Source organism: Clostridiales bacterium (assembly GCA_025757645.1).
Classification (GTDB): Bacteria; Bacillota; Clostridia; order Oscillospirales; family Oscillospiraceae; genus CAG-103.
Genome location: CP107216.1, coordinates 429,792 through 454,704, shown reverse-complemented (window position 1 = coordinate 454,704; position 24,913 = coordinate 429,792). Strand labels below are relative to the sequence as shown.

Sequence of the window (24,913 nt, the reverse complement as noted above, 5' to 3'; positions counted from 1 at the left end):
AGTTGCCTGGATGGTGGCAATGGGATTTTGCGCCGCAGGGAAGAAAGCAGTTGGATCAGGATGCGTAGATCTTGCCGACGATCCGGGTCGCAAGCCCGGTCGGCAGGATGCGCATGAGAAACACGAACAGGGCGTACTTGTGTCCCATCGTGCAGATGAGCTTCGCGCGCTTTTGCGTGGCGCGCCGGGCCACGAACTGCCCGGCGTATTCGGCGCTCATACCGGTCTGCTCGTCGTGCTCCATCACGGCGACGGAGCGCGCGATGCGGCCGTGATAGACATCGTCGCCGTCGCAGCTCTTGCGCCGCGCGGCGGTGAAGCCGGTGGCAATGTCACCCGGCATGATGACGCAGACCTCGATGCCGAAGGGACGCACCTCGCTTGCGAGCGCGAGCGAATACGTGCGCACGGCGGCCTTGGAGGCCGAGTAGTACGCCTGAAACGGAATGGCGATCGGCGCGGCAACGGAGCTCATGTTCACGATGCGGCCGCCGCCCTGCTGCCGCATGATGGGCAGGACTGCATGGTTCATGTTCACCATGCCGAAAAAGTTCACATCAAACTGCCGCCGGGCCTCCTGCGCCGGCGTGAACTCGATCGCGCCGGAGATGCCGAAGCCCGCATTGTTGATGAGAATGTCGATGCGCCCCTCGCGGCGCAGAATCTCCGCCACGGCGGCGTTCACCTGCGCTTCGTCCGTCACGTCTGCCTGCAGGTGCGTTACGCCCGGCTCCGCGTTTTCGGCGCGGCGGCTGAGCTCATACACGTTGAGACCGCGGCCGCGCAGGGCACGCGCGGCGTGCAGGCCGATGCCCGAACTGCCGCCGGTGATGACGGCCACGCGCGCTTCGGTGGTGGATGACATGGAGATCGCCTTCGTTTTCTTCGAATTTTTTAAGTATTTTCTAAAATACTAGCAGACCGTATGGAAAAATGCAAGGGACAAGTTGTGAACTTTTCTTGACACCGGTCACGGCCCGCCCCCGTGCCCATTGACGCATGGCCGGATTTTGGGTATACTGTGTGCAGAAAAATATAGACAGATCGGGCGGCGCGGGCTTACCCGGCGCCATGGGAGAAAGTATGCATCTGAGTAAACAAATCGAATCCATGTATGACGACGCGGTGCGCATCCGCCAGGACCTGCACCGCATTCCCGAGATCGGCTTTCAGCTGCGCGATACGCAGGCCTATGTCCTGCGCGAGCTGAAGCAGTGCGGCCCGGACCGCATCGAGACGCCGGCCGTCTGCGGTGTGAAGGCTGTGTTTTTCGCTAAGGACGCCGAGACGACCATCGCCTTCCGCGCCGATATGGACGGCATCCACAATGACGAGGCCAATGACGTGCCCTACTGCTCGCAGCACCCCGGCAACATGCACGGCTGCGGCCACGACGGGCATATGACGATCCTTTTGCTCTTTGCGCGCTGGATCGCCAAAAATCGCGCGCACATTCATTGTAATATTGTCCTGCTGTTCCAGCCCGGCGAAGAGGGCTGGGCCGGCGCGCGGCGCATGATCGACGACGGCGCGCTCGAAAACCCGAAGGTCGACCGCATCTACGGCCTGCACCTGTGGCCGACCGTGCCGAAGGGCAAGATCGGCGTGCGCTGGGACTATCTCATGGCGCAGACGAGCGATTTCGAGATCACCGTCCACGGCAAGAGCGCCCACGCCTCCACGCCGCAGATGGGCATCGACGCCATCGTCGTTGCGGCGGAGCTCATCACGATGGTGCAGACCGTCATCACGCGCGACGTCGATCCGCACCAGGACGCGCTGCTCACGCTCGGCAAGATCCAGGGCGGCACATCGCACAACGTTATCGCCGAGGAGGTCACGATCAGCGGCACGCTGCGCGTGTTCAGCAACGACCTCTACCGCACCCTCAGCCACAAGATCGCCGCGCTCATGCAGGGGCTCGAGACGGCCACCGGCGCGCAGATCGACATGGACCGCAAGGTCCGTTACCCCAGCGTGCGCAACCCGCGCGAGCTGGTGGAGCAGTTTTACACCGTGCTCGACTCCATGGACGACGCGGTCCTGGTCGAGCCCGTCATGGCGGCGGAGGATTTCGCCGAATACCAGCAGGAGATCCCGGGCCTGTTTTTCTTCCTCGGCGTGCAGGAGCCGACCGGTACCGCCCCGCTGCACAGCAGTCATTTCAATTTCGACGAGCGCGTTTTGCTGACCGGCGTCGAGACGTTCAAACGGATACTGGAGTGTGAGTCAAAATGTACGAAGAAAAAATAATCCCACCGAAAAAGTCCATGCCGCAGGCCGTGGACGGCACGCTGCGCAAGTTTGCCCTGCGCGTGCCGGAGGTCATCTATCAGTGCAGCGGCATCATGATTTTTGGCAAGCGTATCAAGTCGCTCGTGTTCTCGACCGACCTGTCCATCATCAAAAACGTGAACGCGGACGCCATCATCGCGGTCTACCCGTTCACGCCGCAGCCGATCATCACGCAGGCGCTGCTGCTCGCGGCCGATATCCCGGTGTTTGCCGGCGTCGGTGGCGGCCTCACGCAGGGCCAGCGCGTGGTCAACCTCGCCATGTTCGCCGAGATGCAGGGTGCGACCGGCGTCGTGCTCAACGCGCCGACGGCCAGCACCGTCGTCTCGCACGTGGCCGAGACGATCGACATCCCCGTCGTGCTCACGGTCGCGCGCGCGGACACCGACTTTGACGAGCGCATCCGCGCCGGCGCGGACATCTTCAACGTTTCCGCCGCAGCGGAGACGCCTGCCGTCGTGCGCCGCATCCGCGAGCAGCACCCCGACGTGCCCATCATTGCGACCGGCGGCCCGACGGATGAGAGCATCCTCGAGACCATCAAAGCAGGCGCCAACGCTATCACGTGGACGCCGCCGTCCAACGGCGAGATCTTCCGCGACATCATGGCCGCCTACCGCGAGAACAAACCGCACCCCTGACCCGGTGCATAGAAAAACCGACCCGAACAAGCGTTCGGGTCGGTTTTTTTTGCGCTCATCGCAGCGTCTGTGCGTCCTCGGGGAAAAACTGCAGCGCGTGCTGTACGGTGTAAAACGCACCGGTATTCCCGAAGGCGGACGTCATCCGCTTTTCCATCGCCGTCACGGCGGGATATTGCAGCAGGCTCTGCTGGTGGGTGTAGTTGCACCAGCTGTTGAGCAGATAGCCGCTTTGCACCGCCGCGGCGGTGTAGGCGACATAGCCGCGCGCGTGCTCTGCGTGCCGCGGCATGGAAAAGGGCGCGAACAGGTCGCTGTTCGTCCGCTGCCCAAAGAACACGGAGTCGGCGGTGTAGGTCTGGCGTCCGAGCGTGTGGTAGGACGCGGTGAACGTCTGCCCGTCCCGGTCATACAGCACGCGGCCGGTCACGTCTCCGGCGAAGCGCCATCCATCCTGCATGTTTTCATCGGCAGGCCAGATCTGGAGCACCTCCGTGCCGCAGAAGCCGGGGTCGGTCGTCCACAGGAAGTGGTGGTACACCCGCCACGTCTCCTGCGCGCCGGGCAGCTGCACGCCCACACTGGTCAGGCGCAGCTCCCTGACGTCGTAGACCGTGTCCTGCACGTAATAGCGCTCATGTTTCTCGTTGTATGTTTCCCACAGCACGTTTCTGCCGTCGTTGACGGGATAGTCTTCCGTTTCGACCACGACGCGCAGCGCGCCGTCGCAGGCGGCGATGTCCTCCGGCGTGAGGTCGTTGAGCACAGCCTCCGGAAAGCCGAGATCCAGCAGCTGCTGCCGGATCGCTTCCGTCTGTGTCTGCTTGGACGTGTCCGCGGGCTGCCAGTCCATCCGGTAGCTGCTGCCGAAGAGATACCCGAGCGTGCAGCCGATGCCCAGCACCGCAGCAATCACGAGCACGAGGCACCGGTCCGTCACCCGCACCGGCCCCGGCGCGATGGCGTATCCGGCCTCGTCCAGTGCGCCGGACAGCCGGTAAAGGCTGCGGAGGATGCACCCGTAGCCCACGAGCATGGCGATCGGCACGATCCAGCCCGTGTAGTGGACGGCGGCGAGGACGCACACGAGCGCGTACCACACGATCAGCGCGAGCGCGCCGCCGGCCTGCGCGGGCAGGCCCGCCTTTTTCTGCACCGCCAGCAGCCCCCGCCAGAAGCAGAAGTACAGGGCGAGGAGCAGCACTGCGTTTATGACGGTGAGCGTGGTCGTGACGGCGGGCGTGAACACGGCACTTTGCAAAATCGTCGTATTCAGGATCAGCGTGGCGAAAAAGCAGGCCGCGCGGATCACGGTGACGGCAAAGCAGCCGCCGAGCCAGCGGTTTTCCCGCCGCAGCGCGCGAAAGCCGAGCAGCAGCAGCACCGTGCCGACGGCGGGGAGGATGTAGTTCAGGCACAGGAAGTTCAGGGTGATCGCGCACAGCGCCATGCCAAAGAGGATGCGGTTCATGGCGCGCCGCCACGGTGTCACCTCGGCGACGATCTCCTCCGGCGGAACATCGGGGACGCTCCGGGCCAGCATGGCCTCAAAGTCCGCGTCCGTCATGGTCTCCCACGGGCGGTCACACATGGCCCTCACCTCCCAACATTCTGCGCAGCTGCTTTTTCAGGCGATAGAGCCTGCCCTCGACGGCCCGGGCCGTCATGCCCAGCTCGGACGCGATCTGTGCGGTGGACTGTAAGTAATAATACTTTCGGTAAAACAGCGCCCGGTCGTTCTGACCGAACCGTGCGAGCGCATCGTGCAGCGCGGCGCGGCGCTCGGCTTGTATCAGCGCCTCCTCCGGGGATGCCTCCGGCGACGGTGCGCCCTCCGGCAGAGTCTGCGTGCCGCCGTGCCGGGCGGCGCTGCGCTGATAGTTCAGCGCTGTGCTGCGCGTGACCGCCGTCAGCCACGCATTCCAGCTCCCGCGCGCCGGGTCGAACTGCGCGATGCGGCTCCAGACGCGCATGGACACCTCCGACAGGCACTCCTCCCGATCCTGCGGGTCCGGCAGGATCGGCGCAATGATGTAGCGCATCAGCGGCCCGTAGTGCAGCAGCAGGGCCTCCATGCCGCGCTCATCCTGCTGCAGCAGCTGTGCGATCATCTCCTGCTCCTGCACGTCCTCGCCTCCTCCCGGCTGTGTTTCTACTCCATTATACACGCCGCGACCGAAAAACCCACGCATATTTTTCTGCCTTCGCGCGGGAAGAAAAAACAGTGCCCGGCTGTGATGCCGGGCACCGTCTGTTTTTTATCTGTATCTGTGTTCTCACACGGGCTTGTTCGAGGTCTTGAGCACGACGTCGTGCGCGCCGCCCTCGACGATGCTCACCGAGGACACGAGCGTCAGCCGCGCCTTTTCCTGCAGCTCGCGGATGGTCAGTGCACCGCAGTTGCACATGGTCGAGCGGACCTTTGCCAGCGTCTGCTGGACGTTATCGGAGAGCTTGCCGGCGTAGGGCACGTAGGAGTCCACGCCCTCCTCGAAGGACAGCTTCTTGCTGCCGCCGAGGTCATAGCGCTGCCAGTTGCGCGCGCGGTTGGAGCCCTCGCCCCAGTACTCTTTCATGAGCGTGCCGTTGACATTGACCTTGTTCGACGGGCTCTCGTCGAAGCGGGCGAAGTAGCGGCCGAGCATCACGAAGTCCGCGCCCATGGCCAGCGCGAGCGTGATGTGGTGATCATGCACGATGCCGCCGTCGGAGCAGACGGGCACGTAGATGCCGGTCTCGCGGAAGTACTCGTCGCGTGCGCGGCAGACCTCGATGACGGCGGTCGCCTGGCCGCGGCCGATGCCCTTGGTCTCGCGCGTGATGCAGATCGAGCCGCCGCCGATGCCGACCTTCACGAAGTCCGCGCCGCAGTCGGCCAGGAAGCGGAAGCCGTCCGCGTCCACGACGTTGCCGGCGCCGACCTTGACGCTGTCGCCGTAGCGCTCGCGGATCCACTCGATGGTGCGCTTCTGCCACTCGGAGTAGCCCTCGGACGAGTCGATCACGAGCACGTCCACACCGGCGTCGACCAGCGCGGGCACGCGCTCGGCATAGTCGCGGGTGTTGATGCCCGCGCCGACGAGGTAGCGCTTCTGACTGTCGAGCAGTTCGTTCGGTTTCTGCTTGTGGAGGTCATAGTCCTTGCGGAACACGAACGCACACAGGCGGCCCTCGTCGTTGACGATGGGCAGAGAGTTGAGCTTGTGCTCCCAGATGATGTTGTTGGCTTCCTTCAGGGACGTGCCGTCGGGCGCGGTGATCATCTTCTCGCGCGGCGTCATGAATGCGCGCACCGGCGTCTCGGGCGCCATGCGGCTCACACGGTAGTCGCGGCTCGTGACGATGCCGACCAGGCGGCCGTCGGCCGTGCCGTCCTCGGTGACGGCGACGGTGGAGTGGCCGGTCTGCTCGCGCAGGGCCAGAATGTCCGAAAGCGTCGCGTCGGGGCTGATGTTCGAGTCGCTGCGCACAAAGCCCGCCTTGTAGCTCTTGACGCGGGCGACCATCGCGGCCTCGTCCTCGATCGACTGCGAGCCGTACAGGAACGACACGCCGCCCTCCTGCGCCAGCGCGACGGCCAGCCGGTCGCCGGACACGGACTGCATCACGGCCGAGACCATCGGCACGTTCAGCGACAGGGCCGGTTCCTCGCCCGCGCGAAAGCGCGTCAGCGGCGTGCGCAGAGAAACGTTGTCCGGGATGCACTCGCTCGACGAGTAGCCGGGCACCAACAGATACTCATTGAACGTGTGCGACTGGCCGGAAAAGAAGTAAGCCATGGGAAAGACCTCCTTATAACAATATACAGTGTGGAAAGCGGAGCGGGTCGCGCCCCGGTGATGATTTTTGCTATTGTACCGCGAACGGGCGCGCTTGTCCAGCCCGCAGCACGGAAAAAAATCAGGGGCGTGACCGCCTGTTTTTGGGCATATGATAAAAACTGCGCACCGCCGCCGGCGGTGCGCAGGGAATCACAGTTTGCGGATCTTGTCCTTCTCCTCGATGAGGGGCAGGTAGTCCATGTACGGCGTGTCATTGGCGCAGGTGAACTTCGCCTCGGAGCTGAACGCCTCGACCTCTTTGTGCGCCTGCTCGATCGGGCGCAGCGTGCCCGCACCGGCGATGCAGCCGCCCGGGCAGGCCATGCCCTCGAGCAGGTAGCCGTCGTACTTTCCGGCCTTGGCCATCATCAGCAGCTTGCGGCAGTCGGCCAGACCGGTCGCCGCGGCGACCTTGACCTCCCGCTCGGGGTCCATGTCGTGGATGGCGTTGACGACCGCCTGCGCCACGCCGCCGGAATAGGCAAAGCGGCGCGCGTCGCGGCTGGAGTAGGCGGGCAGCTCCTCCTCGTCCTCGGGCAGGAACGCCTTATCCATGCCCTTGGCGGCGAAAATGCCGAGCGCCTCCTCGAACGTGAGCACGAAGTCCACGTCGCTGCGCACGCTCTGGCGGCGCGCCTCGAGCTTTTTCGAATCGCACGGACCGATGAACACGACCTTGCAGTCCGGGTGGTCGCGCTTGATCATGCGCGCGGTGAGTACCATCGGCGTGAAGGCCACGGAGATGTTCTTCTCAAACTGGGGGAAGAGCTTTTTGACCATGTCGCTCCACGACGGGCAGCAGGACGTGACCATGAATTTGTGCTTTTCGGGCACTTCCTCCAGAAAGTCCGCCGCCTCTTCGATCACGCACAGGTCCGCGCCGATGGCGACCTCATACACGTCCGCGAAGCCGAGGCGCTGGAACGCCCTGCGCATCCGCTCGGGCACGCCCTCGGGGCCGAACTGCCCCACGAACGCCGGCGCGAGCGCCACGTAAACAGGCGTATCGCTCTTGACGGCCTGAATAGTCTGAAAGATCTGGCTCTTGTCCGAGATGGCGCCGAACGGGCAGCTGACCATGCACTGGCCGCAGGACGTGCACTTGGAATAATCAATGTCGGCGCGGCCGAGCCCGTCGGAATGGATGCAGTCCATGCCGCAGGCCTTGCGGCACGGCCGCTCGAGACGCACGATGGCGTTGAACTTGCACTCTTTCAGGCAGCGTCCGCAGCGGATGCACTTATCCGGGTCGATGTGGGCCTGGCCGTTCTGCCGCGAGATGGCCTGCCGCGGGCAGACCGACATGCACGGATGCTCCAGACAGCCCTGGCACACATTCGTGATCTTCACAACGTTGTCCGGGCAGCGGTTGCACGCGAACTTGATGACGTTGATGAGCGGTTTTTCGTAGTAGATCTCCGGGTCGAGCGCCTTTTCCACGCCGTCCGAGAGCAGGGAAAACTCCGAAAACTTGCGCAGCGGCAGCCCCATGGCCAGCCGCAGCCGCTCGCCGACGACGGCGCGCTCGAGAAACAGACTGTCCCGGTAGGAACCGATCTCACCGGGGATGATCTTGAACGGCAGCTCTTCGAGCCGCTTTGCGTAATCGCCGCCCTCATAGGCCATTCGGGCGATCTCCGTGAATACTTCGTGACGGATACGTACTTTTCCGGTTTCAATGCCGCGCATAGGGTTCTCCTTTGAGAATAAAAAGTGAATTCTTGCTCGTGAAATTTGCAACAAGCACTTGACGCGAGGTCATGCAAAACATTATACTAATACGTGATAAATTTCGCAATTCTTTTTTTGCAATCTGGACAAAAAATAACGATTATCTCCATTTTTGTCGAAAAATCAAAGAAAACGGCGCATGTGTCTGGGAATGACATCCTGTGTTGGGGCAGGTTTGTGACCTGGACACAGAAAGATCTGCCGGATCTGTGGTAGGATGGATGCAATCGAAGCCGCAGCTTCCGCAAATTTTTCAGCCGTCAGGAGGGAACGCACTATGGAAGAAAACAAAACGAAAGCCAAGATCATCGCAGTCGCCGGCAAGGGCGGCGTCGGCAAGACCTCTCTGTGCTCGGCGATCGTCCGCGAGCTGGTGGAGGCCTTCCCCGGCAAGCGCATCCTCGCCATCGACGCAGACCCGGCCGTGGGCCTGTCCACGGCGCTGGGCGTGCACGTCGAGCACACGATCGACGACATCCGCAACGAAGTGATCGAGACCTCGGAGCGCGGCGAGTACCGCCAGGCCATCGAGGTGCTCAACGAGGCGCGCTTCCGCATCTTTGACACCATGGTCGAGTGCGACGGCTTCGCCTTCCTGGCCATCGGCCGTCCGGAGGCCGCCGGGTGCTACTGCTCGGTCAACTCCTACCTCAAGGAAGTCATCAGCATGCTCGCCAATGATTTCGATTATGTGGTCATCGACGGCGAGGCCGGCATCGAGCAGATCAGCCGCCGCGTCATGGAGCAGGTCTCGCACCTGGTCCTCGTCACCGACCAGAGCGCCAAGGGCGTGAACGTTTGCCGTGAGATCAAGGAGGCGGCCGATGACCTCATCACCTACGAGCGCATCGGCATGATCGTCAACCGCGTGGTCGACCCGAGCATGAACGATCTCGTCAAGCTCGACGGGGTGGACGTGCTCGCCTACATCCCCACCGATCCGATCCACGCTGCCAACGACATCCATGGCAAGAGCGTGTTCGAGCTGCCGGAGGACTCCAACATCATGGTCGGTGTCCACCAGGCGCTGCACAACCTGGGCATTTTTTGAGGAGGGAACAACATGAAGGATATGGAACTGTACGACAGCTTTATTCGCGAAACGACCGACCTGCTCGGCGCGCCGACGCAGAAGTGGGCCTATAAAGAGCGCGATGCGTGGAAAGATAACGGCGAGAGCGAGCTCGTGCTCCTGCGCGACGCTGCGTATGAGCTCGGCGGCGGCGCGAACGACGCCGTGAACTTCACCTGCGTCACGTCCGACAGCAGTCTCGTCCCGGCGGACGAGGTGCTGCTCTACGGCCCGGATATGAAGGAAATCAAGGGCGACGTGCCATTTGCCCGCCTCGTGATACTCGGCGTCAAGGACATCGACGTCGAGAACAAAGACGCGACTTACACCGCCATCCGCAACATCGAGTTCGTGAAGTACCATGTCTTCCCGGACGGATACATGATGCGCGTCTCGCCCGAGAGCAGCCGCGAGCAGATCCGCGTGAGCAAGAAGGCCATCAAGAAGGGCATCTCGTTTTACAAGGTCGGCTGCGACTTTATCCGGCAGTATAAGAAAAACCCGAACATCACGAATGTGCGCGTGATCTTCATCACGAAGAACGTCGACTTCAAGACCCTGCACGACACAGCCAAGAAGATCGACGACGTGACCAAGACCATGAACACCATCCTCGAGGGCATGCCCGAGGATCTCGACTGCGCGAGCTGCAGCTTCAAGCCCGTGTGCGACGAGGTCGAGGGCCTCAAGGAGCTGCACTTCGGCAAGGCCGGCAAGAAAGCGCCGAAGGCGTAATTTCCGCAGAACATACACGCACGGCCCCGCAAGCAACCTGCGGGGCCGTGTTTTCATCTTTCATCCAAAGGAGGTGCGCCATGCCGAATTTTCGCATGACGCTCAGCTATGACGGCACGCGCTACAACGGCTGGCAGCGGCAGGGCAACACGCCGGACACCATTCAGGGGCGGCTCGAGGCCGCACTCAGCGACCTGCTGGCGCAGCCGGTCGAGGTCGCGGGCTCCGGCCGCACGGACGCGGGCGTGCACGCCCGGATGCAGACGGCGTCGTTCCGCGCGAAGACCGACCTGCCCGCGCCAGAGCTGCTGCGGCAGCTGCGTGCGCGCCTGCCGGGGGACATCGGCGTGCTCACGCTCGAGGAAACCGCGCCGCGCTTTCACGCGCGATTGTCCTGCCGCGGCAAGACGTATGTCTACCGCGTCTGGAACAGCGAGACGCCGAATGTGTTCGAGCGGCGCTATGTCTGCACCCTGCCGCAGCCGCTCGACACGGCGGCCATGCAGCGCGCGGCCGCTCCGCTGTGCGGCCGGCACGACTACACGTCGTTCTGCGCCAACCGGCGCATGAAAAAATCTGCCGTGCGCACGGTCGATACCATCACCGTCGAGCGGCGGGGCGAGGAAGTGCGCCTGACGTTCTCGGGCGATGGCTTTTTGTACCACATGGTGCGCATCCTCACCGGCACGCTGCTGGAGGTCGGGCTCGGGCAGCGGGACGCGGACACGATGCCGGACATTCTCGCCGCGCACGACCGCAGCGCCGCTGGCGCCACGGCGCCTGCCCGCGGGCTGATCCTGTGGGAGACGCGCTATGCGCACACACACCCCAAAACCGGAAAGGAGAAACGCGAATGAAAGAGGAATGCCTGATCTGCGGCGCGCCGCTGGAATATCTGGAGACGGATGTGCAGATGCAGTGCGAGATCTGCCGCAAAAAGGAGCTCGCCAAGACGCGCTGCGTAAACGGGCACTACGTGTGCAGCGACTGCCATATGCAGGGGCTTGACAGCATCGTGGAGCTGTGCCTGCGGGAGACCGCGTGCGATCCGATCGCCATTGTCGAGCGGATGATGGCGCTGCCGAGCTGCCATATGCACGGGCCGGAGCACCATGTGATGGTCGGAGCGGCGCTGCTGACGGCGTATCACAACGCCGGCGGAGACATTGACCTTTCCGACGCGCTCATGGAGATGCTGCGCCGCGGCAAAAGCGTGCCCGGCGGCGCGTGCGGCTTCTGGGGCGCGTGCGGCGCGGGGATCAGCACGGGGATGTTCGTCTCGATCATCTCCGGGTCAACACCGCTGACCGACGAGCCGTTTGCGCTGTCGCACAAAATGACGGCGGCCGCGCTCGGGCAGATCGGTGAGATCGGCGGCCCGCGCTGCTGCAAGCGAGACTCTTTTCTGTCCATTCTCACGGCGATCGATTTTGTGAAGGAGCATTTCGGCATCGCACTGCAAAAGCCGGAGGTCGTGTGCCGTTACGCCGCGCAGAACAATCAGTGCATCGGAAAGCGCTGCCCCTTCAGCGCGGCAAACCGGACTGCGAAATGATATGGCGGCGGGATTAGGGACTCCGGCTTGACGACCCGCCGGGAGCGCGCAAAATCGGAAGTTGTAGTAAAGGAGGTTTACAATGGGGTTTTGGATTTTTATGTTAATTATGGATTTGCTTCTTCCATTTACGATGATTGGTTTTGGAAGATATTTTATGAAAAAGGCTCCAAAGGAAATAAATTCAGTATTTGGATATCGGACTTCGATGTCTATGAAGAACAAAGACACATGGGAATTTGCTCATAAATATTGTGGTAAAGTCTGGTATGTCTGCGGAATGGTTATGTTGCCGATAACAGTAATATTCATGATTTTAGTGATTGGAAAAAATGAAGATTGTGTTGGGAGTATAGGAGGAATTATCTGTGGTGTTCAACTTGTTCCTTTAATTGGGTCTATTCTCCCAACAGAAATAGCATTAAAAAAGAATTTTGATAAGAATGGAACAAGACGATAAATTCCAGTTTGCCGAACCGTGAAACCGCCCCCGGCGTGACCTGCTGGTCACGCCGGGGGCGTTCCTGTTATCTGCTTATGCTGCTTATGCTGCGTCATTTCAGGCGCGCGCGCTGCACCGCGCAGTAGGCGCGCACGTCAAACGGCTCCGGCACGCTGTCGCGCCGGAGATAGAGCGGGTGGTGCGGGTGTCCGGCCTTCGACCGGGGGCCGAACGTCAGCCACTGCGCATGAAACTCCTCGCCGATGGCGAGCATTTCCTCGAGCGCGTCGAACAGGTACGGCCGCTTTTCGATCAGCGTGCCCCACGCGGCCCACACAGCCGGCCGGTTGCCGGGCGCGTACTGCCCGAGCACGTAGCGGAAGGCTGCCATGTTCTGCTCGTGCAGCGCGCGGTTGAAGGTCGTGTCCATGGCGTTCGGGTCGGTCGCACGCTGGGGGTAAACGTTGAACATCGTGAAGCTGTCATACCCGTTGCCGAGGGCGATGCGCTCGACGCTCTTGAGCGTGTTGTCGAGATCGCCCGGCTGCGCGGTCGACGGGTTGATGCCGATGCAGATGAGCGGGTTTTCGCCCCGCGTGCCGAGGATGTAACGGTATTCGGTGTAGTACGGCGGCACGTACAGCCAGCGCGCGGCGTCATAGTCGTCGTGCCGGGTATAGTGCAGCGCGTCGTCAAAGGTCAGCAGCGCGCACGTCTGGCTCGCGCCCTTGGGAATGTGCATGGGTGGTCCCTCCGATCGGTGCGGTCAGTCCCCGGCGGGCGGGAACGGTTTGGAATAGGCGGTCTTGGCGCTCACGCCCGGCAGGCGGCCGATGCGCCCCGCGAGCGCGGAGATCACGTCCTGCGGCGCGTCGAGCACGACGCTGATGATGCTGACGCCCTTAGCGCGGTAGGGCAGGCCCATGCGGCCGATGATGTACTGCCCCGCGTCGTGCAGCAGGGCGTTGAGCTGCGCTGTGCTCTCGCTGTTTTCCACGATGATGCCGATCAGCGCCACGCGCGTTTCCATGCGCGCTCACCTCGCTTTCGTTTTGTCTATTGTACGCGAAAATGGGCGGGAACGCAATGCGTTCCCGCCCGTTTCACACGGAAAATCCTGCTTATTTGCCCTGCTTGTAAAACTGCTTGGAGTTATCGAGCACCTGGCACTCGGCGTTCGGGTAGAGCACGACCTTTTTCGGCGTGCCGTCGTCGAGGATGCGCAGGGCGTCCGACCACGTCTTGACGTATTCAGCGCCGGAGTGCTCGTCGATGTACCACGGATCGCGCATGCCCTTGACGGTGTGCTCGGCAAATACGACAGCGTGGGCCATGTTTTTGCCCTTCGTGTAGCAGCCGGACCACATCATGCCGCCGGGGGCGGAGTGGCCCCACTTGTCGTACAAAAAGTGCACACACGGGCCGAACGGGGAGTTGGCCGCGAGCACGAACGAGCCGCCGTCCTTGAGCGAGGCAATGACCTCGGGCGTGTAGGCGCAGTTGGCCTCGGCGGGCTTGAAGTAGTTGTTGGCGATGACCACATCGCAGTCGGGCACGAACTTTGCCGCGTAGTGCTCGGCGGCGTAGGCGGCCGCGTGCTGGATCTCGGCCTCAAAGTCGCCGGCGAACAGGTTGCAGATCTGCGCGTGGCCGTTGAGGATGGCGTCGATCTTGAAGTCGAGCCCCATCATGCGCGCGGCCTGCTCGGCGTCGCTGCGCATGAGCGTGTGGGGGTTGCCCATGTTGAACTCCGTCGTCGTCGTGAAGCTGTGGTTGCGTATGATCGTGCGCAGCGAGCTCACGCCCGGCAGGATGCACTTGGCGCCGCCGCTGAAGCCGTAGTAGCTGTGGGCCATGGTCGTGCCGATGGCGATCTTGTAGTCGGCGGACATGACGTCGGCATTGATCTCGACGGGCACGTTGTTGGTCGTGTTGCCGACGAACACGTGGTTAAAGAACAGGTTGTGGTTGTGCACCTCGTAGTTTTCGACGATCTCCTCGCCGAGCTTGCGCACGAACTCCGTGCGGTACATGACACCGTGGGTGCCGAGCGCGATGATGAACCAGATGTTCTCCTTCGGCACGCCGGCGGCGCGCAGCTCCGCGATGACGGCCTTGGCGATCGGCTCGCACGGCGTCGGACGGGTGATGTCGTCGATGATGATGACGGCACTCTTCTTGCCGGCGGCGCCCTCGGAGATGGGCTTGGCGCCGATGGCGGCGTGGATCTTCTCCACAATCTGCGCCTCGGTCAGGGCCGGGGTGTCATAGCCGTGGATCTTGGAGATATGCACGTCCCAGTTGTCGGGGAACGCGATCGGGATCGGCTGGTCGCCGTAGTTGCTGTTGGAAGGCAGGTCAAATGTTTTCATAGAGAATCCTCCTGGGATCGACGCGCTTTCTCATCTTCCGCATCCTGCTCGATCAGGCACTCGCGGTACGGGCCGGTCAGCGTCAGGTGGTCGTAGATGGCGGCGGCCACGGCGGCTTCGTCGCGGTCACGCAGGGCCTGACAGATGGCCTGGTGTCCGGCGCGCGTCAGCGCGTTTTCGTCCAGCCGCCAGGTCTCCTCGAGCACACGCGCGCGGTAGATGTCCATGAGCGAGGACAGCGTGGTGTAGATGTATTTGATGAGGGCGTTGTGCGACATGCGCATGAGCGAATTGTGAAACTGCGAGTCCAGCACGGACTGCCGGTCGATCGGCGTGCCGATATAGTCGTAATCGGCCAGAGCGCACAGGCGCTCGATCTCGTCGTCGGTCGCGCTGCGGATGATGTCCCGGCACACGTCCGTCTCGAGCACGATGCGCAGATCCAGCACATTTTCCAGCGTGCTGTTGCTCAGCGCGAACAGCGCGCAGATCGGCCGGTTGATCGACAGCTCCGGCGTGTTCGTGATGTACGAGCCGCTGCCCTGGATGCTCTGTACGATGCCCATGGCCTCCAGACTCTTGATCGCCTCGCGCACGCACGTGCGGCTGACGTCAAACTTCGTCGCCAGGGACAGCTCCGTCGGCAATTTGTCGCCTTTCTGGAGCTGGCCGTGGTTGATCTGGTCGAGGACGGCGTCCACGATTTTTTTATAGTTTGTGCTGGACTTCGGTTTCATGCTGTCACCTCGCTAAGCGATATTCACAAAAATTGCGTCGATTTTTTGAACATTATGATTATTTACAAAGAAAAAAAGCGATGGTATGATTGAAATAATCAAATGTGTCAGACAAATTTGAGGGCCTACATCAGGTCCTTTCCTTATTCGCCGGAAAGTTGTCTGACAATTATCGGGAGGTTTTCCATCTGTGTCTACATTAGCACATTCTTTTTTTTAAGTCAATGATTTGTCAGACAAATGATGAGAAATGGGACACGGAGTTGGAAAAACCAATACGGACCGAGTGAGGTGAGCCATCGAGAGAAATGGAGAGCATTCCCCCTGTATCGCAAAAGCAGAGAATTTGGAATGAAAATGTAACTTAGAGGAGAAGAAGAAACATGTCAAACACGAGCAACGCATCGAAAAATGTCAAGCGTTTCCTGCTGCTGTTCGCACTCGGGATCGCTTACGGCTTTATGTACGTCATGCCGTACATGAAGTCCAGCTTCTACGATCAGATGATTGCCGCCATGGGCTGCACGAATGCCCAGCTCGGCTCTCTGATGACCGCTTACTGCATCTGCTGCACCGTCTCCTACCTGCCCGGCGGCTGGATCGGAGACAAGTTCAACCCGAAGCCGGTTCTGCTGATCTCCATCTTTGGTCAGGCAGCGCTGAGCTTCCTGTTCATGTTCACGTATAAGAGCTACACCATGGCCGTCATCATCTGGCTGCTCATGGGCCTGACCGGCGGCTTCGCTTTCTGGCCGGCCATCATGAAGGGCATCCGCATGACGGGCACCGACGAAGAGCAGGGCCGTATGTACGGCATCTTCGAGGCCCTCAACGGTCTGGCTTCCCTGCTGCTGAGCTTCATCATGATCGGCGTCATGGCCGTCGTCGGCGGCAGCGACCTCATCACCGGCTTCAAGAGCGCGCTGGCATTCATGGGCGGTCTGTCCATCGTGTCCGGCATCCTGGTTGCGATCCTGATGCCGAAAGACGCGGCTTACGGCGTGAGCGAAGAAGAAAAAGAAAATCAGAAAAAGATCACCTTCAAGGACTATGTGTCCGCCTTTAAGATCCCCGGCGTGTGGATCATGGCCATCCTGGTCTGGTGCTATGTGACCATCTCCGCCGTGGCCAGCTACCTGACGCCGTACAGCACGGGCGTGCTCGGCATGTCCGCAACGCTGGCGGCCACCATCGGCACGTTCCGCACTTACGGCTGCCGCCTGATCGGCGGCCCACTCGGCGGCTATCTGGCCGATAAGGCGTTCAAGTCTGTCGCCAAGGAGCAGCTGCTCGGCCAGCTTGCCTGCCTGGTGACGATCGGCATCTTCCTGGTTCTGCCCGGCGGCACGAGCGGCGGTCTGCTCGTGGTTTTGCTGCTGCTGGTCGGCATCGCCATGTTCCTGTGCAAGGGCACATATTTCTCCATCCAGCCGGAAATGGGCATTCCGACGCACATCTCCGCGACGGCCGTTGCCATCGCGACGTTTGTCGGCTACATTCCGGATATGTTCGTGCACACGATGTTCGGCAACTGGATCGACGCCTACGGCGACGCGGGCTACACGAAGATCCTCTTCTACGGCGTCGGCACGGCGGTGCTGGGCGTGATCGCGGCCGTCTGGGCCATCGCGCAGGCGAAAAAGGTTGCAAAGCGGAATGCGGCCGCTGCCAACGCAGCGTAACATTCCCCGCAAATAACAAGGAGGCTTATCCATGAGCAAAATCAAGATCAACACGGCCCGCTGCAAAGGCTGTGGTTACTGCGTGAACGACTGCCCGCGCAAGGCGCTGTCGTTCTCCGGCAACATCAACGACAAGGGCTATGACACCGTTCAGGTCGACGACGCGCTGTGCGTCGCCTGCGGCACGTGCTACCGCGTGTGCCCCGACAGTGTTTTTGAAATCCTGGAATAAGAGGTAAGAACATGAGCAAACAACTTATGAAGGGCAATGAGGCCCTGGCAGAAGCGGCGCTGCTCGCCGGCTGCCGTTTTTACAGCGGTTATCCCATCACCCCGCAGACCGAGATCCTGGAGTACCTGGCCAAGCGTATGGACGAAGTGGGCGGCACGTTCGTGCAGACCGAATCCGAACTCGCGGGCATCAACATGCTCCTCGGCGCGGCAGCGGCCGGCGCGCGTGCGCTGACCAGCTCCGCCGGCCCCGGCTTCTCCCTGAATCAGGAGGGCATCTCCTATCTCGTCGCGGCGGATCTTCCGGCTGTCATCATCAACGTCATGCGTATCGGCACCGGCCTCGGCGACATCGCGCAGGGCCAGGGCGACTACTGGCAGATGACCCGCGGCGGCGGCCACGGCGACTACCGCACCATCGTGCTGGCTCCGGCCTCCGTGCAGGAAAACTGCGACATGATGACCACTGCCTTTGATCTGGCGGAGAAGTACCGCCACCCCGTGTTGGTCGCGTCCGACGCCGCCATCGGCCAGATGGTCGAAGGCGTTGAGCTCAAGGATTTCGTCGAGCACGACATTGACCAGTATGACTGGGCGATCCGCGGCTGCAAGGCCGGCCAGGCGCCCCGCAAGGTCCAGAACGTCTACTACACCAACCCGCAGTACCCCGAGTTCCTGCGCAGCAAGTATCAGGCGATCGAGGACAACGAGCAGCGCTGGGAGTCCTACCAGGCGGAGGACGCCGACGTGGTGCTCGTGGCTTACGGCATCAGCTCCCGCATCTCGAAGGAAGCGGTGAACATGGCCCGCGCCGAGGGCTTCAAACTCGGCCTGATCCGCCCGATCACGCTCTGGCCGTACCCGGTCAAGGCGTTTGAGACCTGCAAGAACGCCAAGGCGTTCATGACGGTCGAGATCAACATCCTCGGCCAGATGGTCGACGATGTGAAGCTGGCTGTGGAAAACAAGTATCCGGTCGGCTTCTATGGCACGTTCTTTGGTCTGCCGGAACCGGAAGAGATCGTCGCGCAGGCCAAGGCCATGCTGGAAAAGGAGGGGAAATAAATGAAACTCAAAGCACCCGAAACTGTCTTTTCCTCCGCCGGCTTCTGCCCCGGCTGCGGCCACGGCCTGGCCACCCGACTGATCGGCGAGGTCTCCGAGGAACTCGGCATTCAGGAAAAAATGCTGGCAGTCGTGGACGTTGCCTGCTGCTCGTTCAACATTGACTACTGGCGCTACGATACCATCATGGCGGCGCACGGCCGCGACATCCCGACGGCCGTCGGCGTCAAGCACATCCGCCCCGAGAACCCGGTCTTTGCTTACCTGGGCGACGGCGCTGCCTACTCCATCGGCATGGCGGAGACCATTCACGCCGCGCTGCGCAACGACAACATCTGCGTGTTCGTCGTCAACAACAGCGTCTTCGGCATGACCGGCGGCCAGATGGCCCCGACTACCCTGCCGCACCAGAAGACCGCGACCTCCCCGAAGGGCAAGGATCCGGCCAAGTACGGCACGCTCAACGTCGTCGACGTGCTCGGCAAGATGGACATTGCCTATCTGGCACGCGGTGAACTGGTCGGACCTGCCGGCATGAACAACTGCAAGAAGCTCATCCGCAAGGCGTTCGAGCACCAGCTCAACGGCGACGGCTTCAGCCTCGTCGAGCTGCTCAGCCCCTGCCCGACCAACCTGAACATGCCGCCGGTGAAGGCCCGCGAGCATGTGCACACGGAAATGACCAAGTATTTCCCGATCGGCGAATACATTGACAAGAAGGGTGGTAATCAGGCATGATGGTAGAAATGATTTGCGCCGGATTCGGCGGCCAGGGTGTCCTGACCACCGGTCTGATCCTGGCAGAGGCCGGCATGAAGCTCGGCATGAACGTGCTGTGGTATCCGTCCTACGGCTCCGAGATGCGCGGCGGCACGGCCAACTGCACCATAAAGTTCTCCGACAAGGAGATCGCCAGCCCCTGCGCCAAGAAGATCGACATCCTCATGGCCATGAACGCGCCGGCGATCGACAAGTTCGAGAGCAGCCTGCGCCCGGGCGGCCTGCTGCTGGTCAACAGCTCGCTCGTGCACGAGCGCGAATACCGCGACGACATCAAGGTCGTCAAGGTCCCCATGACCGAGATCGCCGCGGAGCATGAAAACCCGAAGGGCGCCAACATCGTCATGATGGGCGCCATGGCGGCCAACTCCGATCTGTTCACCGAGGACGATCTGGAGCGCCTGACCAACGAGTTCTTCGAGAAGAAGGGCAAGATCAACCCGAAAAACAGCCTCTGCTTCCGCGCCGGCACGCAGATCCACTAAACCGGCGAACTCCACGGGGCTTTGCTCATGAAATCAGCACCCGGGGCGCTGCCCGGCAGCGCCCCGGGAAAATCCCGCTCTGGAGGTGTAAATTTTTTGAATGTCCTAGACGTCATCATCATCCTGGCATACTTTGTCGGCATGATCGTGCTCGGTCTGATCGCAAACAAAAAACAGACCGGCGTGGATGACTATTATCTGGGCGGCCGCTCGATGGGCGCTCTGAAGATCGGCGCGCTCTGGATGGCCGGCTGGATCGGCGGTTCGTCCGTCATCGGTACATCCTCAAACAGTTATTCCATGGGCATCACCGGCGTCTGGTATGTGGGTGAGATCGCCATCGGCTGCGTGCTCTTCGCGCTCGTCATGGCCAAGCCCATCAAGCGCGTGAGTGACGAGCTGAGGAATGTCACGTTCCCCGAGCTGATCCACGCGCGCTATGACCAGAAAAACAGCACCATGGCCAGCATCACGACCATCCTTGCGATGATCGGCTACACGGCGGCGCAGTTTGTTGCCGGCGCGTCGATCCTGAACGTGCTCACGGGCTGGAATCTCGGCGTGTGCTACATCCTCGCGGCCGTGGTCATCGTGTTCTATGTCTCGACGGGCGGCCTGCTCGCCGTGACGTATACCGACATCGTGCAGATGGCGCTGCTGCTGCTCGGCATTGTCGTTCTGGCGGTGCCGCTGGTCGGCTCGCAGCTGCACAAGATGGGCGCAAACCTCGTCACCGACCTGCCGGCGAGCTTCTTCGACCTCGGCGCGTGGGGCTGGCCGACGATCCTCGCGCTCGGCCTGTCGACCATCATGTCGTTTTTCACGAGCATGGACAGCTACACCCGCTGCATCGCGGCCCGGGACGCCAGGACCGCCCGCACCGGCACGATCTATGCGGCTGTGCTCGTGCTCATCATCGCCGGCACCAGCACGTTCCTCGGCATGGCCGGCAAACTCATCCTGCCCGACCTGTCGTCGTCCAACAACGTCATTGCGGCGCTCGTGGTCGAGCTCTTCCCGCACGGGCTCAAGGGCCTCGTGCTCATCGGCGTGCTCAGCGCCATCATGTCCACGGCGGACATTTCCGTCCTGACCGGTTCGGCCAGCCTGACGAAGGATATCTACCAGCGCTACATCAACCCCAACGCATCGGACAAGACGCTGCTGCGTGTGGGCTTCGGCGCGTCCCTGTTCGTGGGCGTGCTCGGCGCGATCTTCGGCTGGTTCACGCAGGACATCATGAACATCCTGCTCATCACGTTCACCATCAACTCGGCCGGCCTGTTTCTGCCGACGCTCGGCGCGTTCTTCTGGAAGAAGTCGTGCTCGGCGGGCGCATTCGCGTCCATGCTCTCGGCGACGGTCATCGCCGTCGTTTGGTTCATCGGTGGCAAGGTCAGCTCGCTGCCGCTGTTTTCCATCGACGCGCTCTGGCCCAGCTTCGGCGTGTCGGCCATCCTGTACGTCGTTATCTGCCTGACGCACCACCAGACCCCGGCGGAGCAGGAAACGGCGGAGAAATTCTACGCGGCGAAGTGAGCCGCAAAGCCCCCATCCCAAGATAGGAGTATTGTCACAATGGAGCAAATGAAGAAGATGCCCCTCGAGGGGATTCGTGTCGTGGAGCTGGCGACGGTCGTTGCCGCCCCGACCGCGTCGCGCGTGCTGTGCGCGTTCGGCGCAGAAGTCATCAAAGTGGAAACCAAGATCGGCGACGAGATGCGCCGCGCCGGTGAGTTCGAGATGGTCGTGTGCGAGGACGATAAAAACCCGCTGTTCACCATCCAGAACAGCGGCAAGCGCCTGACGAGCATCGATCTGAAAAATCCGGACGGCAAGGCCGCCTTCCTCAAGCTGCTCGAGACGGCCGACGTGTTCCTCACGAACGTCCGTCTGCCGTCGCTGGGCCGCCTCGGTCTCGATTACGAGACGCTGCACAAGGCCTACCCCGGCCTCGTGTACGCGCACTTTTCCGGCTTCGGCCCGAAGGGGCCCGACGCCGCCAAGCCCGGCTTTGACAGCACGGCGTTCTGGCTGCGCAGCGGCCCGATGGCCGACTGGCAAGTGCCCGGCTCGTTCCCGTTCACGCCCACCTACGCCTTCGGCGATATGGCCACGAGCTCGGCGTTCCTGTCCGGCATCCTCATGGCGCTCATCGGCAAGAAGAGCACCGGTATGGGCACGTTCGTGAGCACGTCGCTGTTTGCCAGCGGCATCTGGTGCAACGCCATCGGCGTCGTGTCGCACCAGCCGCAGTTCGGCGGCGAGCGCCCGAACGACCCCCTGCGCCCGGCCGACCCGTTCTGCCACTTCTACGAGTGCAGCGACGGCAAGTGGATCGGCGTGTTCGACAATGAGTACCGCCGCGAGCTGCCGAAGTTTGCAAACCTGTTCGGCATGCCGGAGATCGCCGACGATCCCCGCGCCGCCAGCCTCGAGGCGCTGCACGAGACCGACTTCGTCGTCGAGATCGTCACGCGGCTCAACGCCATTTTCAAGACCAAGACGGTCGCCGAGTGGGAAGCCTTCCTCTCGGAAAACAACGTCTCCTGCGAGCGCATGCGCACCATCCGCGACGTGAGCACCGATGAGCAGGCCATTGCCAACGGCTATATCCAGAAGGTCACCTTCAAGGACGATCTCGAGGTCATGATGCCGTGCCCGCCCATGCAGCTGACGGAGTACGCCACGCGCCCCTACACGTCCGCCGGCCGCCTCGGCGCCGATACGGACAGCATTTTCCACGATCTTGGGTATACCGATTCGGAAATTGCCGCCATGAAAGACAGCGGCGCGATCCAGTAACACAATATAAAAGGAGAAAGCGCATATGAAAATCGTTCTGGCAGAAGTGCCCTACACCAAAGACAGAGACATCAGCGTGGAAAAGTCCTGCGTGCCGGAAGGCGCGGAGCTGACCATGGCCGTGTTCGACGAGCACGCTGAGAATAACGATGCGTTCTACGCCGCGATCAAGGACGCCGACATCATCATCGACGGCTACGTCCACTTCGGCAAGAAGGAGATCGACGCCATGGATCACTGCAAGGTCATCTCCTTCCAGTCCACCGGCTACAACGAGGCCGACCTCGACTACGCGAAGGAAAAGGGCATCGCCGTCTGCTCCATCCTCGACTACTGCACGCAGGAGACCGCCGAGAGCGCCATGGCCCTCATGCTCAACCTCCAGCGCGGCATCCGCCAGTATGACCGCAGCGTCCAGCAGGATCACGTCTGGGATTACCAGGTCGTGCCGCACCTCAAGCGCATCGCCGGTCAGGTCATGGGCATCGCCGGTCTCGGCCGCATCGGCCAGTCCGTCGCGCGCAAGGCGCAGGCGTTCGACATGGAGGTCATTGCCTACGACCCGTTCCTGCCGCCTGCCATTGCCGAGAACCTCGGCGTCAAGCTCGTCGATTTCGACACGCTGCTGGCCGAGTCCGACGTGCTGAGCCTGCACATGAACCTCACCGAGGAGAACTACCACATGTTCAACAAGGAAGCGTTCATGAAGTGCAAAAAGCACCCCATCATCGTCAACGAAGGCCGCGGCCCGCTGATCTGTGACGAGGATCTCGTCTGGGCGCTCGACAACGGCTACATCCGCGGCGCCGCGCTCGACATGGTCGAGAGCGAGGATCCGGATCTGGACACCTGCCCGCTCGTCGGCCGCGACGACGTGCTGCTCACCCCGCACAGCGGCTACTACTCCGACACGTCCAACTATCTCGTCGCAAAGCTGTCCATGGACAACGCCCTGTACTACGTCAACGGCGAGTACGACAAGGTCAAGTCCATCCGCAACGGCGTCAACGCCTGAGCACTCTCCCGCTTGTTTCCGCTGGGCAGCCAATTTCCATTTTCTTTTTTCTACCCTTCTTTCTGTTCTGTTTTTGCGATTTCAACGGATATATCTTCTCTCCTACCAGCCGTCCAGTGGATTCCAAATATCCGTGTCCGCGTCCGGTCTCCGGCACGGACACGGGCCTGAAAACCCGTATGTACCGGGCGCCGTGTCAGGTGCCCGGTGCTTTTTTGCGGTTGACACTGCCCGACGGGAACAGTAAAATGAAAAGGACGGGCGGGGGCCCGCCAGAGAAAGGGAACGTTTTTTTAGATCGCGGAGGTGTTTCCTATGGAACCTGCAAAAGTATATTTTTCCGATCTGCGCGCGGATGAGATCAGCACGCTCGAGAAGCTGCACCGGCTCATGAAGGCGGCCGGCTTTGAGCAGATCGATTTCAAGGACAAGTATGTCGCCATCAAGCTCCACTTCGGCGAGCCGGGCAACATGGCCTATCTGCGCCCGAACTGGGCGCGCGTCGTGTGCGACTATGTGCGCGAGCTCGGCGGCAAGCCGTTTCTCACCGACTGCAACACGCTCTATGTCGGCGGCCGCGCCAACGCGCTCGACCATCTCGACAGCGCCATGCGCAACGGCTACTCGCCCATGACCACCGGCGCGCAGTGCATCATTGCCGACGGGCTCAAGGGCGAGGACTACGACCTCGTGCCCATCCGCGGCGGCAAATATCTGCGCGCGGCGAAGATCGGCCGCGCCATCATGGATGCCGATATCTTCATCTCTCTCTCGCATGCCAAGGGCCACGTGTCCGCCGGCTTCGGCGGCGCGCTCAAGAACATCGGCATGGGCTGCGGCTCGCGCGCCGGCAAGGAGGAGATGCACAGCTCCGGCAAGCCCATCGTCGATCAGGATAAGTGCATCGGCTGCGGCAAGTGCGTGGAAAACTGCGCCCACAACGGCCCGCACATCGAAAACGGCAAGTGCACCATCCTGAAATATAAGTGCACCGGCTGCGGCCGCTGCATCAACGTCTGCCCGATGCACGCCATCCATGCGGACTATGCGATCGCAAACGAGCTGCTCAACTGCAAGATCGCCGAGTATGCCAAGGCGGTCGTCGACGGCCGCCCGTCGTTCCACATCGCGCTCGCGCTCGACGTGTCGCCCTGCTGCGACTGCCACAATTTCAGCGACGTGCCGATCGTGCCGAATGTGGGCATGTTCGCGTCCTTCGACCCCGTGGCGCTCGACACCGCCTGCGCCGATATGATCAACGCCCAGCCGGTCAACCCGAACAGCGTCATCGCGCGTGAGCATGACCATCCGCACGACCACTTCACGGCCGCGCACCCGGACACCGACTGGCGCGCCGCCGTCGAGCACGGCGAGGCCATCGGCCTCGGCACGACGCACTACGAGCTCGTGACGGTGTGATATCCGCTTTCATGCAAAAGGCTCCCCCGG

Annotated in this window: 25 protein-coding genes; 16 read left to right on the top strand and 9 right to left on the bottom strand. The window is 61.9% G+C overall.

What is annotated here, in order from left to right:
* Positions 1-55 precede the first annotated feature (55 nt).
* Positions 56-865 carry an SDR family oxidoreductase gene (locus OGM61_02175; GenBank protein UYI84897.1) on the bottom strand — a complete coding sequence of 270 codons (810 nt, stop codon included), beginning with the start codon at positions 863-865 and terminating at the stop codon, positions 56-58.
* A gap of 218 nt (positions 866-1,083) precedes the next feature.
* On the opposite strand from OGM61_02175, the gene OGM61_02170 reads away from it, so the two are divergent.
* Together OGM61_02170 and OGM61_02165 are read left to right on the top strand one after the other, a co-directional pair.
* Positions 1,084-2,253, top strand: a complete 1,170-nt coding sequence (locus OGM61_02170; protein ID UYI84896.1) for a M20 family metallopeptidase — start codon at positions 1,084-1,086, stop codon at positions 2,251-2,253.
* A complete protein-coding gene (locus OGM61_02165; protein ID UYI84895.1) occupies positions 2,235-2,936 on the top strand; it encodes a hydrolase in 702 nt (233 codons plus the stop codon). The genes OGM61_02170 and OGM61_02165 overlap by 19 nt, the downstream gene beginning before the upstream one ends.
* Before the next feature lie 55 nt (positions 2,937-2,991).
* On the opposite strand, the gene OGM61_02160 is transcribed toward OGM61_02165, so the two are convergent.
* From OGM61_02160 to OGM61_02145, 4 genes are all read right to left on the bottom strand, one after another.
* The gene (locus OGM61_02160; protein ID UYI84894.1) at positions 2,992-4,527 is read right to left on the bottom strand and encodes a hypothetical protein; all 1,536 of its coding nucleotides are present in this window, start codon (positions 4,525-4,527) and stop codon (positions 2,992-2,994) included.
* The gene (locus OGM61_02155; protein ID UYI84893.1) at positions 4,520-5,128 is read right to left on the bottom strand and encodes a sigma-70 family RNA polymerase sigma factor; all 609 of its coding nucleotides are present in this window, start codon (positions 5,126-5,128) and stop codon (positions 4,520-4,522) included. The genes OGM61_02160 and OGM61_02155 overlap by 8 nt, the downstream gene beginning before the upstream one ends.
* A gap of 84 nt (positions 5,129-5,212) precedes the next feature.
* Positions 5,213-6,715, bottom strand: coding sequence for an IMP dehydrogenase (locus OGM61_02150; GenBank protein UYI84892.1), 1,503 nt, complete (start codon positions 6,713-6,715; stop codon positions 5,213-5,215).
* A 192-nt stretch (positions 6,716-6,907) separates the two neighbouring features.
* Positions 6,908-8,446, bottom strand: coding sequence for a 4Fe-4S dicluster domain-containing protein (locus OGM61_02145; protein UYI84891.1), 1,539 nt, complete (start codon positions 8,444-8,446; stop codon positions 6,908-6,910).
* A 319-nt stretch (positions 8,447-8,765) separates the two neighbouring features.
* Here OGM61_02145 and OGM61_02140 point away from each other — a divergent pair, with 319 nt between their 5' ends.
* The 5 genes from OGM61_02140 (at position 8,766) to OGM61_02120 (ending at position 12,310) form a co-directional block, all read left to right on the top strand.
* Positions 8,766-9,539, top strand: a complete 774-nt coding sequence (locus tag OGM61_02140) for an AAA family ATPase (GenBank protein UYI84890.1) — start codon at positions 8,766-8,768, stop codon at positions 9,537-9,539.
* 12 nt (positions 9,540-9,551) lie between these two features.
* Positions 9,552-10,295, top strand: a complete 744-nt coding sequence (locus OGM61_02135) for a carbon monoxide dehydrogenase (GenBank protein ID UYI84889.1) — start codon at positions 9,552-9,554, stop codon at positions 10,293-10,295.
* 80 nt (positions 10,296-10,375) lie between these two features.
* Entirely contained in the window at positions 10,376-11,152 is a 777-nt protein-coding gene (truA, locus tag OGM61_02130) for a tRNA pseudouridine(38-40) synthase TruA (protein UYI84888.1), read from the top strand.
* Positions 11,149-11,850: a DUF5714 domain-containing protein gene (locus OGM61_02125; GenBank protein UYI84887.1), complete on the top strand. Its 702-nt coding sequence runs from the start codon at positions 11,149-11,151 to the stop codon at positions 11,848-11,850. The genes truA and OGM61_02125 overlap by 4 nt, the downstream gene beginning before the upstream one ends.
* 82 nt (positions 11,851-11,932) lie before the next feature.
* Positions 11,933-12,310, top strand: coding sequence for an SdpI family protein (locus OGM61_02120; GenBank protein UYI84886.1), 378 nt, complete (start codon positions 11,933-11,935; stop codon positions 12,308-12,310).
* Positions 12,311-12,404: 94 nt separating this feature from the next.
* On the opposite strand, the gene OGM61_02115 is transcribed toward OGM61_02120, so the two are convergent.
* The 4 genes from OGM61_02115 to OGM61_02100 all read right to left on the bottom strand — a co-directional run bounded on the left by OGM61_02115 (position 12,405) and on the right by OGM61_02100 (position 15,401).
* Positions 12,405-13,034, bottom strand: coding sequence for a DUF1643 domain-containing protein (locus OGM61_02115; protein ID UYI84885.1), 630 nt, complete (start codon positions 13,032-13,034; stop codon positions 12,405-12,407).
* Between the two features lie 24 nt (positions 13,035-13,058).
* Positions 13,059-13,322 (bottom strand): iron-only hydrogenase system regulator, encoded by a 264-nt coding sequence (locus tag OGM61_02110; protein UYI84884.1) that lies wholly within the window; start codon positions 13,320-13,322, stop codon positions 13,059-13,061.
* Positions 13,323-13,413: 91 nt separating this feature from the next.
* Entirely contained in the window at positions 13,414-14,664 is a 1,251-nt protein-coding gene (locus OGM61_02105; protein ID UYI84883.1) for a lactate racemase domain-containing protein, read from the bottom strand.
* A complete protein-coding gene (locus OGM61_02100) occupies positions 14,661-15,401 on the bottom strand; it encodes a GntR family transcriptional regulator (GenBank protein UYI84882.1) in 741 nt (246 codons plus the stop codon). The genes OGM61_02105 and OGM61_02100 overlap by 4 nt, the downstream gene beginning before the upstream one ends.
* A gap of 383 nt (positions 15,402-15,784) precedes the next feature.
* Here OGM61_02100 and OGM61_02095 point away from each other — a divergent pair, with 383 nt between their 5' ends.
* The 9 genes from OGM61_02095 (at position 15,785) to OGM61_02055 (ending at position 24,883) form a co-directional block, all read left to right on the top strand.
* Positions 15,785-17,083 (top strand): MFS transporter, encoded by a 1,299-nt coding sequence (locus OGM61_02095; protein UYI84881.1) that lies wholly within the window; start codon positions 15,785-15,787, stop codon positions 17,081-17,083.
* A gap of 31 nt (positions 17,084-17,114) precedes the next feature.
* Complete coding sequence (locus OGM61_02090) at positions 17,115-17,315, top strand: 4Fe-4S binding protein (protein UYI84880.1); 201 nt, start codon at positions 17,115-17,117, stop codon at positions 17,313-17,315.
* Between the two features lie 11 nt (positions 17,316-17,326).
* Complete coding sequence (gene vorB, locus OGM61_02085) at positions 17,327-18,379, top strand: 3-methyl-2-oxobutanoate dehydrogenase subunit VorB (protein UYI84879.1); 1,053 nt, start codon at positions 17,327-17,329, stop codon at positions 18,377-18,379.
* Entirely contained in the window at positions 18,380-19,117 is a 738-nt protein-coding gene (locus OGM61_02080) for a thiamine pyrophosphate-dependent enzyme (protein ID UYI84878.1), read from the top strand.
* The gene (locus OGM61_02075) at positions 19,114-19,644 is read left to right on the top strand and encodes a 2-oxoacid:acceptor oxidoreductase family protein (protein ID UYI84877.1); all 531 of its coding nucleotides are present in this window, start codon (positions 19,114-19,116) and stop codon (positions 19,642-19,644) included. The genes OGM61_02080 and OGM61_02075 overlap by 4 nt, the downstream gene beginning before the upstream one ends.
* Before the next feature lie 96 nt (positions 19,645-19,740).
* Positions 19,741-21,183, top strand: coding sequence for a sodium:solute symporter family protein (locus OGM61_02070; protein ID UYI84876.1), 1,443 nt, complete (start codon positions 19,741-19,743; stop codon positions 21,181-21,183).
* Between the two features lie 39 nt (positions 21,184-21,222).
* Positions 21,223-22,449, top strand: coding sequence for a CoA transferase (locus OGM61_02065; protein UYI84875.1), 1,227 nt, complete (start codon positions 21,223-21,225; stop codon positions 22,447-22,449).
* 25 nt (positions 22,450-22,474) lie between these two features.
* Positions 22,475-23,464, top strand: a complete 990-nt coding sequence (locus OGM61_02060) for a C-terminal binding protein (GenBank protein ID UYI84874.1) — start codon at positions 22,475-22,477, stop codon at positions 23,462-23,464.
* Between the two features lie 315 nt (positions 23,465-23,779).
* Entirely contained in the window at positions 23,780-24,883 is a 1,104-nt protein-coding gene (locus tag OGM61_02055; protein ID UYI84873.1) for a DUF362 domain-containing protein, read from the top strand.
* The last annotated feature ends 30 nt before the right edge of the window (positions 24,884-24,913 follow it).